Annotated in this window: 12 protein-coding genes and 11 pseudogenes; 9 read left to right on the forward strand and 14 right to left on the reverse strand. The window is 72.7% G+C overall.

The window, feature by feature from the left end; all coding sequences use genetic code 11:
• Positions 1–66: 66 nt before the first annotated feature.
• A pseudogene (locus FF86_RS55280) lies at positions 67–548 on the reverse strand (helix-turn-helix transcriptional regulator); the annotation flags it as partial.
• A 1-nt stretch (position 549) separates the two neighbouring features.
• Positions 550–963 (reverse strand): annotated as a pseudogene (locus FF86_RS55285) (cupin domain-containing protein); the annotation flags it as partial.
• Positions 964–1,129: 166 nt separating this feature from the next.
• Here FF86_RS55285 and FF86_RS22775 point away from each other — a divergent pair.
• Positions 1,130–1,648, forward strand: a complete 519-nt coding sequence (locus FF86_RS22775; protein WP_044886839.1) for a DUF1772 domain-containing protein — start codon at positions 1,130–1,132, stop codon at positions 1,646–1,648.
• A gap of 56 nt (positions 1,649–1,704) precedes the next feature.
• Here FF86_RS22775 and FF86_RS22780 read toward each other — a convergent pair.
• The coding region (locus FF86_RS22780; protein WP_242419310.1) for a GlxA family transcriptional regulator at positions 1,705–2,383 on the reverse strand (679 nt) is incomplete at its 5' end.
• Between the two features lies 1 nt (position 2,384).
• A pseudogene (locus tag FF86_RS55290) lies at positions 2,385–2,769 on the reverse strand (hypothetical protein); the annotation flags it as partial.
• Between the two features lie 116 nt (positions 2,770–2,885).
• Between FF86_RS55290 and FF86_RS22785 the strand changes: the two are divergent.
• The 4 genes and pseudogenes from FF86_RS22785 to FF86_RS62990 form a co-directional block, all read left to right on the forward strand.
• Positions 2,886–3,733: NAD-dependent epimerase/dehydratase family protein (locus tag FF86_RS22785; protein ID WP_242419311.1), on the forward strand; the 848-nt coding region annotated here is incomplete at its 3' end.
• A gap of 286 nt (positions 3,734–4,019) precedes the next feature.
• Entirely contained in the window at positions 4,020–4,664 is a 645-nt protein-coding gene (locus FF86_RS22790; protein WP_063870479.1) for a DUF5994 family protein, read from the forward strand.
• Between the two features lie 65 nt (positions 4,665–4,729).
• The coding region (locus FF86_RS55295; RefSeq protein ID WP_396230018.1) for a transglutaminase family protein at positions 4,730–5,405 on the forward strand (676 nt) is incomplete at its 3' end.
• Between the two features lies 1 nt (position 5,406).
• Positions 5,407–5,617 (forward strand): annotated as a pseudogene (locus FF86_RS62990) (transglutaminase family protein); the annotation flags it as partial.
• A 405-nt stretch (positions 5,618–6,022) separates the two neighbouring features.
• Here FF86_RS62990 and FF86_RS55300 read toward each other — a convergent pair.
• Both FF86_RS55300 and FF86_RS22805 read right to left on the reverse strand, forming a co-directional pair.
• Positions 6,023–6,114, reverse strand: a pseudogene (locus FF86_RS55300) (glutathione peroxidase); the annotation flags it as partial.
• A 1-nt stretch (position 6,115) separates the two neighbouring features.
• A pseudogene (locus FF86_RS22805) lies at positions 6,116–6,559 on the reverse strand (glutathione peroxidase); the annotation flags it as partial.
• A 209-nt stretch (positions 6,560–6,768) separates the two neighbouring features.
• Between FF86_RS22805 and FF86_RS22810 the strand changes: the two are divergent.
• Entirely contained in the window at positions 6,769–6,951 is a 183-nt protein-coding gene (locus FF86_RS22810; protein ID WP_009739962.1) for a Trm112 family protein, read from the forward strand.
• A 73-nt stretch (positions 6,952–7,024) separates the two neighbouring features.
• Here FF86_RS22810 and FF86_RS55305 read toward each other — a convergent pair.
• The 8 genes and pseudogenes from FF86_RS55305 to FF86_RS22825 form a co-directional block, all read right to left on the reverse strand.
• Positions 7,025–7,657 (reverse strand): S1 RNA-binding domain-containing protein (locus FF86_RS55305; RefSeq protein WP_242419312.1); only part of this gene is annotated, 633 nt, incomplete at its 5' end.
• A 1-nt stretch (position 7,658) separates the two neighbouring features.
• Positions 7,659–8,003 (reverse strand): annotated as a pseudogene (locus tag FF86_RS55310) (S1 RNA-binding domain-containing protein); the annotation flags it as partial.
• Between the two features lies 1 nt (position 8,004).
• Positions 8,005–8,220: pseudogene (locus tag FF86_RS55315) on the reverse strand (S1 RNA-binding domain-containing protein); the annotation flags it as partial.
• Between the two features lies 1 nt (position 8,221).
• A pseudogene (locus FF86_RS55320) lies at positions 8,222–8,348 on the reverse strand (S1 RNA-binding domain-containing protein); the annotation flags it as partial.
• A gap of 1 nt (position 8,349) precedes the next feature.
• Positions 8,350–8,509, reverse strand: a pseudogene (gene rpsA / locus FF86_RS55325) (30S ribosomal protein S1); the annotation flags it as partial.
• 636 nt (positions 8,510–9,145) lie between these two features.
• On the reverse strand, positions 9,146–10,391 hold a 1,246-nt coding region (locus FF86_RS22820; RefSeq protein WP_242419313.1), incomplete at its 5' end, for an acyltransferase.
• A gap of 1 nt (position 10,392) precedes the next feature.
• Positions 10,393–10,888: pseudogene (locus tag FF86_RS55330) on the reverse strand (acyltransferase family protein); the annotation flags it as partial.
• A gap of 114 nt (positions 10,889–11,002) precedes the next feature.
• Positions 11,003–12,457 (reverse strand): glycosyltransferase family 39 protein, encoded by a 1,455-nt coding sequence (locus FF86_RS22825; protein WP_396230019.1) that lies wholly within the window; start codon positions 12,455–12,457, stop codon positions 11,003–11,005.
• Positions 12,458–13,299: 842 nt separating this feature from the next.
• Between FF86_RS22825 and FF86_RS55335 the strand changes: the two genes are divergently transcribed.
• The 3 genes from FF86_RS55335 to FF86_RS22835 form a co-directional block, all read left to right on the forward strand.
• Positions 13,300–14,268, forward strand: a 969-nt coding sequence (locus FF86_RS55335; protein WP_396230023.1) for an acyltransferase family protein, incomplete at its 3' end; no start/stop codon positions are given.
• A 288-nt stretch (positions 14,269–14,556) separates the two neighbouring features.
• Positions 14,557–15,224: SGNH hydrolase domain-containing protein (locus tag FF86_RS55340; protein ID WP_396230024.1), on the forward strand; the 668-nt coding region annotated here is incomplete at its 3' end.
• Positions 15,225–15,315: 91 nt separating this feature from the next.
• Positions 15,316–15,647, forward strand: a 332-nt coding sequence (locus FF86_RS22835) for a GDP-mannose 4,6-dehydratase (protein WP_128423611.1), incomplete at its 3' end; no start/stop codon positions are given.

Here is a 15,647-nt window from a genome sequence, read left to right on the forward strand (position 1 = left end):
AACAACCCTAACGGTCTCGCGCCGAGCCCCCGCCCCGGCGGCCTGCTCACCGTGCGCGGTGTTCGNGGGGGCTGACGCCGTAGTGGCGGCGGAAGGCGGTGCTCAGGGCGAAGGGGCTGCCGTAGCCGACCCGGCGGGCCACCGATCCGACGGAGGCGTCCGGTTCGCGTAGCAGGTCGGCGGCCAGTGCCAGGCGCCAGCCGGTGAGGTAGGCGATCGGGGGCTCGCCGACGAGATCGGTGAACCGGCGGGCGAAGGCGGCCCGGGAGGCTCCGCAGGCGGCGGCAAGCTCCGCGACCGTCCACGGGTGTTGGGGCGTGTGGTGCACCAGGCGCAGCGCCGGGCCCACGACCGGGTCGTCGTTCGCCCGCCACCACGCGGGGGCAGCCGCCTCGGCCCGGGCGAACCAGGTGCGCACGACCGCGACGACGAGCAGATCCAGCAGCCGGTCCAGCACGATCTCCTGACCGGGATCGTCCCGGCCGACCTCGCGGGCGAGCAGATCCACGAGCGGGGAGTCCCAGTCGCCGGCCCGGACCACGGCGAGCNCCGGCAGCGCGGTGAGCAGCCGACGGCTGACCTCGGTGCGCAACTGGTAAACGCCGGCCACCAGCTCGGCCGCGCCGTCGCGGCTGTTACCCCAGGCGCGCAGCCCGAGTTTCATCGACAGGTCGAGGCTCTCCCCGGACGGGGTGGTGCAGACCTGGCCGGGATGGATGACGATCTGGGCCGGGGTCGCCGGGTCGTCGGCCACTCGATACGGCTCGGGCCCGCGGATGACGATGACGTCCCCGGCGGTCAGGCGCACGGCGGGCCGGTCGTCGGGGACCACCCACGCGTGCCCGCGCACGATCGCGACGATGGCCAGCGGGGCCTCGTCCTGGATGCGTAGCGCGACCAGGGCGGGCTCATGGTCAGGCGCAGCAGGAAGGCACCGTGCGCCCGGGGGCCGTCCAGTAACCCNGCGATCGCGTCCATGCGGGAGATCGTAACGGCGGCCCAGCCCTCACCACACCGGATGGATGGACGCTCGCGTATGCAGACGAGCGTCCGGGCCATGGCTCGTCCCGATCGCGCGCATTTCACTGGATCACGACAGCTTCCGGCCCGGCCAGACAGGACGGCGCACATGACCTCCAGGGTTCTGCCCACGCTCACGCTGATCACCGCCGTCGGGGCGGCGGTCGTGGGCGGGGTGCTCTTCGCCTTCTCCGCCTTCGTGATGACCGCGCTGCGCCGGCTGCCGCCCGACCAGGGGCTCGCCGCGATGCAGAGCGTCAACCGCGAGGCCCCGACGGCCGCCTTCATGCTGGTCATGTTCGGTACCGCCGCCACCTGCGTCGTGCTCGGCGTCGCGTCGGTGCGTGATCCGCACGAGCCGGGGGCCTGGTACCGCCTGGCCGGGGCCGCGCTCTACCTGCTCGGGGTGCTGCTCACGATCGCCTACCACGTGCCCCACAACGACGCCCTCGCCCGGGTGGACCCGACCACCGCCGGCGCGGCCGACTCCTGGCTGCGCTACGCGGGCGACTGGACGGCCTGGAACCACGTCCGGACGCTGCTCTCGGTCGCCGGCGCGGTCGTCCTCGTCGCCGCGGTGCGAGTAGGCGACCGGGCCGCGGCGGCGCTCCCGGATCCGACCGGATGAGCAACGAGGCCGGCGCGGCGGAACCGGCCCCACGGGAGGCAGCGCCATCCCGCCTGTCAGACGGCGCCGCAGTGGGGGCGGGCGAAGGCGGTGCGGTAGGCGGTCGGGGTGAGCCCGGTGCGGCGCAGCAGGTGCTGACGCAGCGAGTCCGCCGAGCCCAGCCCGCTGCGCCGGGCGACATGATCCATCGTCAGGTCGGTGGTCTCCAGCAGCTCGCGGGCCCGCTCGATGCGCTGGTGCAGCAGCCACTGCAGCGGGCTGAGGCCCGTCTGGGCCCGGAAGCGCCGCCCGAGCGTCCGCTCACTGACGTGCGCGTGCGCGGCGAGGTCGGCGAGGGTGAGCGGCTCGTCGAGGCGCGCCAGCGCCCAGTCCCGGGTGCGGGCCAGGCCGCTGCCGTCCGGGCCGGGCAGCGGCGTCGGGAGGCGCTGGTTCTGGTCGCCGGCGCGCGCGGGGGCCGCCACCGCGAGGCGGGCCGCCGCGTTCGCGACCGCGCTGCCGTAGTCGCTGCGCACCAGGTGCAGGCACAGGTCGATGCCCGCGGCGAGCCCGGCCGAGGTCACGATCTGGCCGTCCTCGACGAACAGCACGTCCGCGCGGACGTCGACGGCGGGGAAGCGGCTGCTCAACGCCCCGGCCTGCACCCAGTACGTGGTCGCCTGCCGGCCGTCGAGCAGGCCGGCCTGGGCCAGGACGAACGCGCCGGTGCAGATCGAGGCGATCCGGCGGCCGGCGGCCNCCGCCGCCCGCAGCGCGGCCAGCACCCGCGCATCGGCGTCGACCCGGGCACCGGTGCCGGTGACGATGACAGTGTCCGCGCAGGCGACGGCGTCGAGCCCCCGGCTGACGGTGAGGCCCATCCCGCCACCGTCCCCTTCGACGGCGACCGGCCCGGGGTCGGCCGCGCAGACGACCACCTCGTAGCCGGGCCGGTCGGCGACGAACGTGGCGCCGAGGACGAGCTGGGGGATGGACAGGTCGAACATCGTCACCGGCGGCACGGCGATCACCGCGACCCGGTGCGGCGGGCCGGACGGGCCAGACGAGCCGGGGGTACCGGGGGTGGTGATCGCCGCGGGCATGGTTCCCATCATCACCGCGGCAGCGCGGCCCGATCCGATCATGGCGGAAACCTCCGGACATCTGGCGTCCGAAGGGCTGCCGCGGGTGCGCGGGCCCGACGAGGGTGATCCGGACGAGCCCGGTCCGCACCGGGACGCCCACCCACGAGGAGCAAGTAATGAGCCTGCACGTGATCGTCGGGGCCGGCGCGACCGGCATCGCCACCGCCCACCTCCTCGCCGACGCCGGGGATCAGGTCAGGCTGGTCACCCGCAGTGGCCGCGGCCCCCGCCGTCCGGGGATCGAGCTGGTGGCGGCCGACGCCACCGACGCCGACCGGCTGACCGAGCTGACCACCGGCGCGCGAACCCTGTTCGGCTGCGCCGCACCCGCCTACGACCGGTGGCCGGCGCTGTTCCCGCCGCTGGCCGCCGCGCTGCTGGCAGCCGCCGAGCGCACCGGCGCCGGCTACGTCATGCTCGGCAACACCTACGGCTACGGCCCGGTCGACGGGCCGATCACCGAGGACCGGCCGCTGGCCCCGATCACGGTCAAGGGGCGGGTGCGGGCCGCGATGTGGCACGACGCTCTGGCCGCCCACCACGCCGGCCGGGTCCGGGCGACCGAGGTGCGCGCGGCGGACTTCCTCGGCGCAGGCGCCTACTCGCTCTACAACCTGCTGGTCGCGCCGAAGATCCTCGCTGGCGCGCCCGCCGCCTTCCCGGGGGACCTCGACGCCGCCCACAGCTGGGCCTACGTCGGCGAGGTCGCCCGCGCCCTCGTCGCGATCAGCCGGGATGACCGCGCCTGGGGCCGGAGCTGGCACGCGCCGAGCGTGCCGCTCTCGGTGCGTGAGCTGTCCCGGCGGCTCGTGGCCGCCAGCGCCCCCGATACCGCCGACACCGCCGACACCGCCGAGGCGCGGGAGCCGGAGCTGGTCCGGTTGACCGCGGCGGAACTCGCCGCAGCCGGCGCCGCCGACCCCGTGACCGCCGAGGTGGTGGAGATGCTCTACCTGTACGAGCGNCCCTGCGTACTCGACTCGACCAGTACCGAACAGACGTTCGCGCTGCCCCCGGGCAGCCTCGACGTCGCGCTGGCCGAAACCGCCGCCGCGGACCCCGGCAACGGTCGCGCCGGCCTCCGCGGCGAAGGGCGGACGGTCCGGTGACCAGGGTTCCGCGCGGGCGGTACGGCCGCCGGGCGTAGCATGGTCGTTGACCGGGTGTACCGCGAGCGTCGACCAGCAGGCCGACCCAGCCACCGGTCGCAGCCATCCGATGGTCATCGTCATCGGAGTGAGGCGGCCGTCATGACGACGAGCCCGCATGTCCCTCTCACCGACCGCGCCGACATCGCTCGGTTCGATGACGACGGTGGCGCTCCGTCCCGGTTCACGACCTCGCATCCCGCGACGCCTCCGGCCGCGGCATCGCCCGCCAAGCCGGGCGGCGCAGACGTCGGGGATGGTGCGGCCGCGGCCGCGGCCCGCCTGACGTTGTCCCCGGACCGCGGCGAGGGTTCCTTTGACGGCGGCTGGTGGCCGCGGACGATGCGGCTCACCGACGAGCTGCCCGGCCTTCTCACCGCGCTGGCGGGCGCCGACGAAAGCGTCCGCCGGGTCTGCGTGAACGGCGACGCCTGGACGGCGATTCCCAGCCTGGCCGGTGGGTCCGGGCTGCCCCTGGTCCGGGTGGACTGGTTTCGAACCCTCGATCGGCGGGTGGTCACCGCGGGCAGCGACGGGGGCAGGCCCAGGCTGCGACTGCTCGTGATCCCGCCCGAGACCGCAGCCGGGCCGGCCCGGGTGCTGCTGCGCGCGGTCGCGGCCGGCGCGTTGACCGGTTCGCCCGGCGAGATCCTGCGGCAGGCCGGCGCCGAGGCCTCGACAGAGCACGGCGGGCCGATCAGCGCCGCGGTGCCGGAGTTGTCTCCGGCGCCCTCGGTGTCGCCCTGACCATGGGCGGGACGGCCAGGACGGCCAGGACGGGCGGGACGGCCAGGACGAGCGAGACAGGCGACATGGGCGTCCTTGCCGGCCGTGAGTGGCCCAGGCCGGCTGGCGGCGACGATCGGGGCCGGGTCGTCACCTGCGACCTGGCCTTCGACGTCCAGGAGCCCGCCGACATCGCGGTGCAGATCGCCCCCGCCGAGCGCGGCGGCCGCATGCACGCCGAACGCCTGGAGCTGGCGATCGACGGAGCCCCCCTCGCCCCGCCGGTCGAGCTGGCCGCGCCGCACGGCGGGCGCATCCACCTGCTACGAGTGCCCCGCGGACTGTTCGCGGCGTCCTACCGGGCGGACCTCGACAGTCCGCGCCCCCGTCCCGGCCCGCACCCAACCGGAGTGGCGGGCGACGAGCCCCTTGACCTGCAACGGCTGACCTACCTGCGCCCGAGCCGCTACTGCCCGTCGGACCATGTCGTCGGGCTCGCCGTGGCCGAGTTCGGCGCCCTGCCCCAGGGCCGGCCCCGGGTCGACGCCGTCGTGGACTGGATCCACCACCGGATCGGCTATGTCGCCGGCGCCAGCACGGTCCACGACACCGCCGAGGACACCCTGCTGACCGGGCAGGGAGTGTGCCGCGACTTCGCCCACCTGGGCGTCACCCTCTGTCGAGCGCTGGGGATACCCGCCAGGTTCACCGCGGTCTATGCACCCGGGCTGACTCCGATGGACTTTCACGCCGTCTTCGAGGNCTGGACCGACGGCGCCTGGCACGTCCACGACCCGACCCGGCGGGTTCCGCGTGACGGGCTGGTCCGGATCGCGACCGGCCGGGACGCCGCCGACACCGCGTTCGCCGCGGTCCTGGGCGGCATCGCCACCCTGCGGTCGGTCGAGGTCACCGCCACGGTGACCGGACTCCTGCCGGCCGACGACCACCGGGCCGAGGCCGTCCTCGCCTGATCCCCGCGGCCCGCGGCCCGACCTGTGCACGACCCGAAGGAATGGAAGGCCGCCATGAGTGACACCGACCCCGCCCGCCTGGACGAGATCGCATTCCATCTGCTCACCGCGCAGCGGGCCAGCCGTGGCATCCGCCGCCTCGCCAACGCCGCCGTCGAGATCGGCGAACCGGTGGACGCGGCAGGCGTCAGCGCGGTCCTCNCCGAGTTCCGTGCGGCCTACCGCGACGTGCACGCGGTCCTCGCCAGCGGCAACGCCGAGGACATCGTGTACCTTGCCGCCCAGCTCGATCGAACCTGATCGGGCCCGACCGGCTGGGCCGCCCCGGCGACGCGTTGCCCGCGCCGGGGCGGCGCAGAACGACCGCTCACCGGCCGGACGCCGGTGAGCGGGGCCCACGCGGTGCTACGCCAGGGTGGCGTCGAGGTCCTTGCGGATCTCCTCGGGGGTGACCGTCGGCTCGTAGCGGCGCACGACGTTGCCCTCGCCGTCGACGANGAACTTGGTGAAGTTCCACTTGACCTCGTCGGTGCCGATCGCTTCGGGCCGGGTCTTCGAGACGTGCTCGTAGAGGAAGCCGGACTCGGGCCCGAAGTCCCCGGGCGCCTCGGTGCGCAGGTACTTGAACAGCGGCGCGGCGCCGTCGCCGTTCACCTCGACCTTGCTCAGCACCGGGAAGGTGACGTTGTAGTTGGTCGAGCAGAAGTTCTGGATCTCCTCGTCGGTGCCCGGCTCCTGGCCACCGAACTGGTTGCACGGGAAGCCAAGGATCTCCAGGCCGCGGCCGTGCAGCTCCTGGTAGAGCGACTCGAGCCCCTCGTACTGCGGCGTCAGGCCGCACTTGCTGGCAACATTGACGATCAGGAGCGTCTGGCCGGCGTAGTCGCCCAGCGAGCGGCTGCTGCCGTCGGGGGTGTCGACGGTGAAATCGTGGACAGTCATGATCAACCTGACTCTCGTGACGGGTGATCCCGATCCTCACGGCCGATGGTTCGGCCGCTGAACAATCCTGACGCTACTCCGCCCCATGCCTTTATGTCACCATGTCGGGTGCATAATCGTGCGCCGATTCGGAGGGGAGCGGCCGTCTGGGATGCTCGGGTGGTCCGACGGCAGCGACCGATGGCGACGAACGAACAGGAACGCCCGACATGAGCATCGAACCCGACCTGCTGAAGATCCTTGCCTGCCCGGTCGACAAGGGGCCGCTGGAACTGGTCGACGGCTGGCTGGTCAACCCGCGGCTCGGCCACCGCTACGAGATCCGCGACGAGGTCCCGATCCTGCTACGGCCGGACCACGTCGACCCCGCGGTGGCCCGCGCCCAGCGCTGACCCGCACCAGACACAACAGCGGGGNCCGAGGAAGATTCCTCGGGCCCCGCTGTCACGTACGCGGCAGGGTCGCTTACTCCCGACCGAACTGCTCCCGCAGGCGACGCAGTGCTTCCTCGTCGATGGCGGACGCAGGCTGGTCGGACTGGGAGGAGGCGGTGTAGGAGGAGGGAGCGGCCGCCGCGGCGTCCGCCTCCTGCGCGGCCCGGATCTGGACCTGGTGCGCCTCGAAGCGGGACTGGGCCTCGGCGTACTGCCGCTCCCATTCCGCCTGCTGCTCCTCGTAGCCTTCCAGCCACTCCCCGGTCTCCGGGTCGAAGCCCTCGGGGTAGACGTAATTGCCCTGCTCGTCGTACTTGGCTTCCATGCCGTACTGGCTCGGGTCGAACGCCTCGCCGTCGACGGCCAGCCCCGACGCCTCGTTCGCCTGCTTGAGCGACAGACTGATCCGGCGCCGGTCGAGGTCGATGTCGATCACCTTGACCAGGATCTCGTCACCGACGTTGACGACCTGCTCCGGAATCTCCACGTGCCGCTCGGCGAGCTCGGAGATGTGGACCAGACCCTCGATGCCCTCGTCCACCCGGACGAACGCGCCGAACGGCACCAGCTTCGTGACCCGGCCGGGAACGACCTGGCCGATCGCGTGGGTGCGGGCGAACTGACGCCACGGGTCTTCCTGCGTCGCCTTCAGCGACAGCGAGACNCGCTCGCGGTCCAGGTCGACGTCGAGAACCTCGACGGTGACCTCCTGGCCGACCTCGACCACCTCGGACGGGTGATCGATGTGCTTCCAGGACAGCTCCGAGACGTGCACCAGCCCGTCGACGCCACCGAGGTCCACGAAGGCACCGAAGTTGACGATCGAGCTGACGACGCCCTTACGGATCTGACCCTTGGCCAGTTGGGCGAGGAACTCGGAGCGGACCTCACTCTGGGTCTGCTCCAGCCATGCCCGCCGCGAGAGCACAACGTTGTTACGGTTCTTGTCGAGCTCGATGATCTTGGCTTCGAGCTCACGCCCCACGTAGGGCTGCAGGTCGCGGACTCGGNGCATCTCCACGAGGGAAGCCGGCAGGAAGCCACGGAGGCCGATGTCGAGGATGAGACCACCCTTGACAACCTCGATGACGGTGCCGGTGACGACGCCGTCCTCGTCCTTGAGCTTCTCGATCGTGCCCCAGGCGCGCTCGTACTGGGCGCGCTTCTTGGACAGGATCAGACGGCCTTCTTTGTCCTCCTTCTGGAGGACAAGGGCCTCGACGTGGTNGCCGACACTCACGACCTCGTGCGGGTCGACATCGTGCTTGATCGACAGCTCTCGGGACGGGATCACGCCCTCGGTCTTGTACCCGATGTCGAGCAGAACCTCGTCGCGATCGACCTTGACGATGATGNCGTCGACGATGTCCCCATCGTTGAAGAACTTGATCGTCTTGTCGACTGCCGCGAGGAAGTCTTCGGCCGAGCCGATGTCGTTGACCGCTACCTGTGGTGTGGTCGGGCTCTGCGCGGTGGTCACGGTCTCCACGGGTCGTACGTCGGTGGTGCTCGTCAAGGGGTCGGCTCCGACTAGGGGTGGTCGTCCGCGCGAGGGCCGGATCGAACCGCCGGGACCGAGGGACAGAGACAACGCCAGAAAACGAAGAAACTGTCAGAACCGATAGCGACGCTCGAGTGGATCCGCTCGGTCTGAGACCCACGGACCCTCGTGCACAGACCCAAGTCTAGGGATGGGTGTCCGGAGTGGTCAACGGGAGCCGGCGTACGGACGCTTCCGAGCTGGCACTGCGGTCACGCTACGCAGACAGAAGCCGTCCATATGTAGCTATGTGCTGCCGCCCCGCCACGCTCGCGCGACGCTGGCCACGGCCAGCCCGTCCGCCGTCCGCGCGGCGAGCCGATCTCCGCCGCCCCCGCTCCCCCCGGACGGGCGCACACAGCACGGTGAGATCAAAGGAAAAATCATCATCAAACCGACATATTGGGCGATCGGTCGGGAAGGTCGTGCGGAGGCGGAAAGTGCGCGGGTACCCTCCCGGACGCGAGGTGCCGGGACGGAGGACCACCACAGCCTGGTAGGCGGGGCGCCCGCGCCGGGCAGAGGGCAGCCGCGATCGGCGGCGGCCGGCGGGCGGCCGGCGGCCACGATCGGCGGCGCGTCAGGAAGGCGGGTGCCAGGTCGGGCGACTGATCAGGCTCGGCCGGCCGGCCCGCGCTCGGCGCCACCCGACTCCGGACGCCCGCCCGGGCCGATCCACTCCAGCCCGTCGAGGCCGGGCCCCGACGGGCTGTCGGTACTGGGCCGTGACGGCCGGTCAGGATCGGGCCGAGGCGGCCGGTCGGGACTGGGCCGGGCCGGGTCAGGCCGGGCCGGCCGGTCCGCGCCGGACGCGACGCCGGGCTGTCCACGCCAGGCCCGCGGCACCCAGCCCTCCGCGGCCTCCCGCGCGTCGGCCTCCGCCGCGCCCGCCCCCGCCGGCCGCTGCCGGCCGCCCGGCCGGGCGGCCGACCCGGTCAGCAGTGGCACCGTCGGGCTATCCCCGGGCACGCCGGCGACCGCGACCGCCGCCCGGGCCCCCGGCACCACCCCCGGGAACACGCCGATCGGGCCCTGCGGCTGCGCACCTCCGCCGCCGGGCGCGGTGCCCGCGCCCGGTCCCACCCGCCCGCGGCGGCGTGCCACCCAGGCGTCCGCGCGCCGGGCCCAGCCGTGGGAAAGGCGGATGCAGGGCCGCTCGATGAGGTGGTGCGTCGCGGTGGCGACGGCCACCGTCAGCACGACGACGATCGCCAGGAACGGCGCATAGGGGATCTTCCACAGCCGCCAGCCGCTGTGCTCCAGCACGAGGTCGATGACGGTGGAGTGCCACAGGTAGATGCCGTACGAGATCGCGCCGAGGAACGCCAGCGGCCGGCTGGCCAGCAACGGCCGCACCGCACCACGGTCCTGGCGCCCGAAGACCGCTGGCAGCAGCAGGAAGAACCCGAACAGCCCGTACAGCAGGTGCCGGTTCATGTCCTGAGCCCGGTCGGGATCGAAGATCGGCACCAGCGGCAGACCGGCGTGCCTGCTCGCCACCCAGTAGATCAACGCCGCCACGGCCCAGCAGGCCGTTCCCGAGCCGGGCAGGCCCGCCCAGCGGGGCTGGCGGCCGAGCTGGGCGTACCGGGCGGAGACCACGGCGAGCGCCATCCCCATGGCGAACAGGTCCCACCAGACGGGCAGCCAGGCGTTCCAGCCGGACATCCAGGCCTGCCTGCTCGGGATGACCAGGAAGTGGATGACCTTCGCGGCCAGGAAGGTCACCGCCAACGCGGCCAGCTCCACCCGGACCTGGGCCTCGGGCGAGCGGCGGCGCCGGCCGAGCAGCCAGGCGTAGACGGGCACGGCGAGGTAGAACGCGACCTCGATATCGAGCGTCCAGGCCTGGGTGAGGNCCTGGATGGCCCAGTGATCCTGGTAGCCCTGCAGGAAGAACGCGGTCTGGAAGATCCCGGCGAGCCCGTGCACGCCGACCCGGTCGTCGCTGACCACGTTGAGGGTGACGGCGAGCGCCACCCAGTAGAGGGGGACGATCCGCATGAACCGCCGCACCAGGTAACCCGGTGCGGCGGCGGCGGGAACGCCCGCGAGCAGGGCCGCGACGAACGGGCGGTAGAGCAGAAATCCCGAGATCAGGAAGAACACCGCAACCCCGGCCTCACCGCGCGCGGTGTAGGGACCGAACCCGCTGCTGGTGGTGAACCCCGCCGGGAACGACGTGTGCACCACGACGACGAGCAGCGCCGCGATCGCGCGCAGACCGTCGAAGCCCGGAAAGACGACCTTGGGCGGGCGGGTGCCGAGGGGACGGCGCGGATCGGGGATCGAGGCGGAATCGGTGGGCGCGTCGGTGACGACGGCATCCGAACGGGGGCGGACAGGGCCGGTCACCGCGAGTTTGCCTCGAGATACGCAATGTCCGGCACGGTGAAAAACGTACCAGCACGGCGGATTATGGAGCTAGCACACCCCGCACATAACGGCTTTTTCCACCCACTGGCGTAGTCAGGTCGGGTAACCCTGGTCGGATTCGGATCGCACCGGTTGCCCACCCGGGATCCGCTTGGCCCGGGAACGCACCGGGCCGGCGAGCCGGCCGGCGGCGGCCGTGATCGCGACCGCGGCGAGCAGTACCACCGCAGGCTCAGCGGCGGCCCGGAAGCGGGTGGTGCCGTAGACCACCACCGTCGCCAGACTCAGCGTGATGGGCACCGCGAGCAGGGGCAGCAGCGGGGTCCGGCGGCGGCGCAGCACGACCACGCCGCCGAGCGCGGCCACTTCCAGCACCCACAGCGTCACCATCCCGACCCGGCTCAGGCTCAGCGGCCGCAGCTCGATCGTGTCGAGGCGGGCCTGCTGCCACGGGTGGTAGACGCCCCAGGTGCGGCCGAGGCGGGCGGCGGCCACCGTGGGCAGCCGGTCGGAATGGCCACGGATGTAGTCGTACGCGGCATGTCGGTAGAAGACATCGCGCTCGGAGCGTTCCTCGGGCGGCGGCGGGAGCGCCAGCACGCAGTCGAACGACCACCAGCCCAGATCGCGCCCGGAGTACGTCGCCGGGCAGTGGGTGACGGCCAGGGTGGAGCCGAGGCCGGTGGACAGGTACTCCGGCTCGTGGAACCGCGACAGGTTGTAGGCGGTCCACGGGGCGATGGCGGCCACGCTCGTCGTGGCCGCCACGGCCAGCAGTGCGGCGCGACGCCGCCAGGCCACGCCGCGGGCCATCGCGACGAGCGGCACGACGAGCACGAGGGCCAGTAGGGCCAGTTCGGCGCGCGCGAGCATCACCGCCGCCAGCGCCAGCCCGAGCCAGGCTGCCTCGGCGAACCCTCGACGGTCGGCGAAACGGCAGGCGGCGAGGATGATCCAGGCGCAGGTCAGAATGCCCGTCGTCTCGGACATCACCAGCGGGTCGTTGAGCCACATGCCGGGGTAGACGGCCGCGATCCCGCCGGCCACCAGCCCGGTGGCCGGACCGGCGACCCGGCGCCCGGCGAGGGCGACCAGCACGATCGCGCCGACCCCCAGCAGGCAGGAGAAAAGCTGGTGGGACAGGAAGCTGGTGAAGCCCAGCAACGACGGGACGGCCAGCAGAAGGCTGGTCAGCGGCGGGTGCTGGGCGTCGGCGACGTAGCGCCCGGCCAGGCGCAGCTCGTACGGGTCGGGCCAGCCGCGGCCGTCGGCGAACAGGTTCGCCGCCTCGTGGTAGTAGAACGGATCACCCTGGACCGCCACCGGGTGCAGCCAGTGGAACAGGTAGAACAGCCGGATCCCCAGGCCGATCAGGCAGATCGCCGCCAGCCCGGCGTACCAGCGTCGCGGTCGCCCGAGCCGGGCGCGCGCCGGCTCCCCGGCGGGCTCAGGCTCCACCGCCGACGCGGACTCCACCGCCGACCCGGACTCCACCGCCGACCCGGACTCCACCGCCGACCCGGACTCCACCGCCGACCCGGACTCCACCGCCGACGCGGACTCCCCAGCGGACGCGGACTCCCCAGCGGACGCGGGGGCCCCGGCAGGCGCGGGAGCCGGTTCGGGGACGCCCGGCGGTACCGGCGCCGCCCCCACCGTCCGTGGCTGCCCCGCCGTGGTCTCAGACACGCGCGGAAAGTACCAACATGCTGGTTTCGGGCAGACAACGCGTCCGGCATCAAGGCCACAAACATACCGCGCGTGCACGGCGTGACGCTGTTGCGATTAGCCTTGCCGCTCGGACGTCCTGATGCGATCGGGGTCGGCGAGCCGCGGTGGCGGACCCGATGCGGAGCCNCCGAGCCCGCACCGCGGCCGCCGCCCGGTTCCACGGCCCGATGGCGCCCCGGCGACGACGAGGAGGGACCAGGCTGACCAGCAACGACGCCGACACCGTCCCGCTGGCGTCCGGGGATCGACAGCGGCGGTCGTCCGCCGAGCAGCAGGCCGACACGACCCCGATCAGCACCCGCGCGGGCGGGCCGCATAGCCCGGGCGGGGGCCCGCAGCCCCGACGCTCGACAGCGGAGCGTGAGGGGCACTTTGGTGACGGTCGGCACGGTGCCGACCGCAGGCGCCGGGATCAGCCTCCTCGCCGCCACGAGCGGGCCGCGGCCGAGCGCCGGCCCGAGGCCCCAGCCCAGCGACCCGAGCCCCGCGTCCGCCGCGACGGGGCCCGCGCCCACCTCGCGACACCCCAGCGTCCGGCGACCGGCCGCGGGCCGGCGCGGCCACCGACCCGGCCCGAGGACGACCTCGACGCCACCGGCCCCGTGCTCGCCCCGCTGGGGCACCTGCCCGCCCTGGACGGGCTACGCGCGTTCGCCGTCATGGCCGTCATCGCCTACCACGCCGGCGTCTCGTGGATGCCCGGCGGCCTGCTCGGCGTGGACACCTTCTTCGTCCTCTCGGGCTTCCTGATCACCGGGTTGCTCATCACCGAGTACCGCAACACCCGGCGCATCGACCTGCGCAGCTTCTGGGTCCGCCGGTCCCGCCGGCTGATGCCGGCGCTGCTGGTCCTGCTGATCGGGGTGGCGGCGTACGCCCGGTGGATCGCCTCCCCCGGCGACGTCGGAACGCTGCGCCTGGACGCCCTGTCGACGCTGCTGTACGTGGCGAACTGGCGCTTCGCCCTGTCCGACCAGAGCTACTTCAACCACTTCTCGGCGCCCTCGCCGCTGCTGCACACCTGGTCGCTGTCGGTCGAGGAGCAGTTCTACGTCCTGTGGCCGCTGGTCGTGTTCCTGCTCATGCGGCACAGCGCCCGCACGGTGGACCGCTGGCGCCGCCAGCGCCAGAAGGCCCAGTCCCTCGCGCTGACGGTGGCCGTGCTCGGCGCGGAGGCGTCCGCGCTGGTCGGCCTGGCCCTGCTGCTGCTCGGCACTGATCCGTCCCGGATCTACTATGGCACCGACAGCCGCGCCCAGGCGCTGCTGGTCGGCGCCGCGCTGGCGGTGTGGCGGGGGCAGCGGACGCGGCCGATCTCGGCCCGGGCCCGGTCGGTCATGTCAGTCGTCGGCTGCCTGGCGGGCGTGACGATGATCGTCATCTGGACCACGGTGAGCGGGGAGAACCGCGCGCTCTACGCCGGCGGGTTCCTCGGCGTCGCCGTCGTCGTGATGCTGCTCGTCGCCTCGCTCGTGGAGGCACCCGAGGGGCCGGTGTCGAAGGTGCTCGCCCTGGCCCCGCTGACGTTCATCGGGCGGATCTCCTACGGCCTGTACCTGTGGCACTGGCCGGTGTTCCTCACCCTGACGGCCACCCGGACCGGCACCGACGGCGTGGTCCTGCTGCTGNTGCGGCTCGGCGTCACGCTGGCGATCACGCTCGCGTCGTTCCACCTCGTGGAGGACCCGATCCGCCGCCGCCGGATCCGGCTGCCGAACCCGCGGCTGACCGTGCCCGCCGCGTTCGGCGGGGTCCTCGCGGTGATCCTGGTCGCCACGGCGGGCACCTCGGCGTCGGTGCGCACCCCCGCCGAGCTGGAGGCGCTGGCCAAGCGGGCGGCCGCCTCCCCGCAGCCGACCGTCACCGTGCACCCCGGCAGCGGCGCGCCGATCAAGGTGCTGCTCGGCGGCGACTCGGTGGCGCTCACGCTGGGCTTCAGCGATTTCTCCACGATGGCGGCCGCCCAGGGCATCGAGATCCACGACTTCTCCAAGCTCGGCTGCGGGGTCGCCCGCGGCATGCAGCGGCGCATCCTCGGCGAGGCCGGACCGACCACCGCCGGCTGCGACCAGTGGCCGCAGCGCTTCGCGCAGCGCGTCGACGAGGTCAATCCGGCGCTCGCGCTGCTGCTCGTCGGCCGCTGGGAGGTCACCGACCAGTTGCGCGACGGCCGTTGGACGCACATCGGCGACCCGGCGTTCGACGCCTACCTCGGCCGCGAGCTGGATCTTGCGATCACCACGCTCGGCGCCAAAGGCGCGAAAGTGGTACTTCTTACCACCCCGATCTTCAAGCCGACCGAGGCCCCGGACGGCAGCATCTACCCGGAGACGAAGGCCACGCGGGTCGAGCGCTTCAACGTGCTCCTACGCGAGGCCGCGGCCCGCCACCCCGGCACGAGCGTGATCGACATTACCTCCGTTCTCACACCGGGCAACAAGTACGTCGACGAGCTGGACGGCGTCCGGCTGCGCGACGACGACGGGGTGCACATCTCGAATGACGGCGCCCGACGCATCGGGACCGCGATCATTCCTCAGCTTCTTCGGATCGCCCGGGGGTCGGCGGCCGACGCCGCGGCCCCNCAGACCGTGGGAGCGGGACCCGGCTGACCGGCCCGGTTTACCTGACGCTAACCTTCCGCCCAGTACCGGGTGGTCTACAGGAGGATCGACGTGCCGCGTGCGCTGATTACCGGGATTACCGGTCAGGACGGGTTGTATCTGGGTGAGTTGTTGACCGCGAAGGGTTATGAGGTGTTCGGGTTGGTTCGGGGGCAGTCCAACCCGAAGGTGGCGGTGGTGGAGCGGGTGGTGCCGGGGGTGGTGTTGTTGGAGGGTGATCTGACGGATCTTTCGTCGTTGATCGGTGCGGTGGAGATCTCGCAGCCGGACGAGGTGTACAACCTGGGGGCGATCTCGTTCGTCGGACTGTCGTGGAAGCAGGCGGAGTTGACGGGGGAGACGACGGGGATGGGGGTGTTGCGGGTGTTGGAGGCGTTGCGGAT

Source organism: Frankia sp. CpI1-P (genome assembly GCF_001421075.1).
Classification (GTDB): Bacteria; Actinomycetota; Actinomycetes; order Frankiales; family Frankiaceae; genus Frankia; species Frankia torreyi.

Coding starts and splice junctions, on each gene's coding strand:
- FF86_RS22775 (WP_044886839.1), top strand. CDS start 1,130: ATGACCTCCAGGGTTCTGCCCACGCTCACGCTGATCACCGCCGTCGGG.
- FF86_RS22790 (WP_063870479.1), top strand. CDS start 4,020: ATGACGACGAGCCCGCATGTCCCTCTCACCGACCGCGCCGACATCGCT.
- FF86_RS22810 (WP_009739962.1), top strand. CDS start 6,769: ATGAGCATCGAACCCGACCTGCTGAAGATCCTTGCCTGCCCGGTCGAC.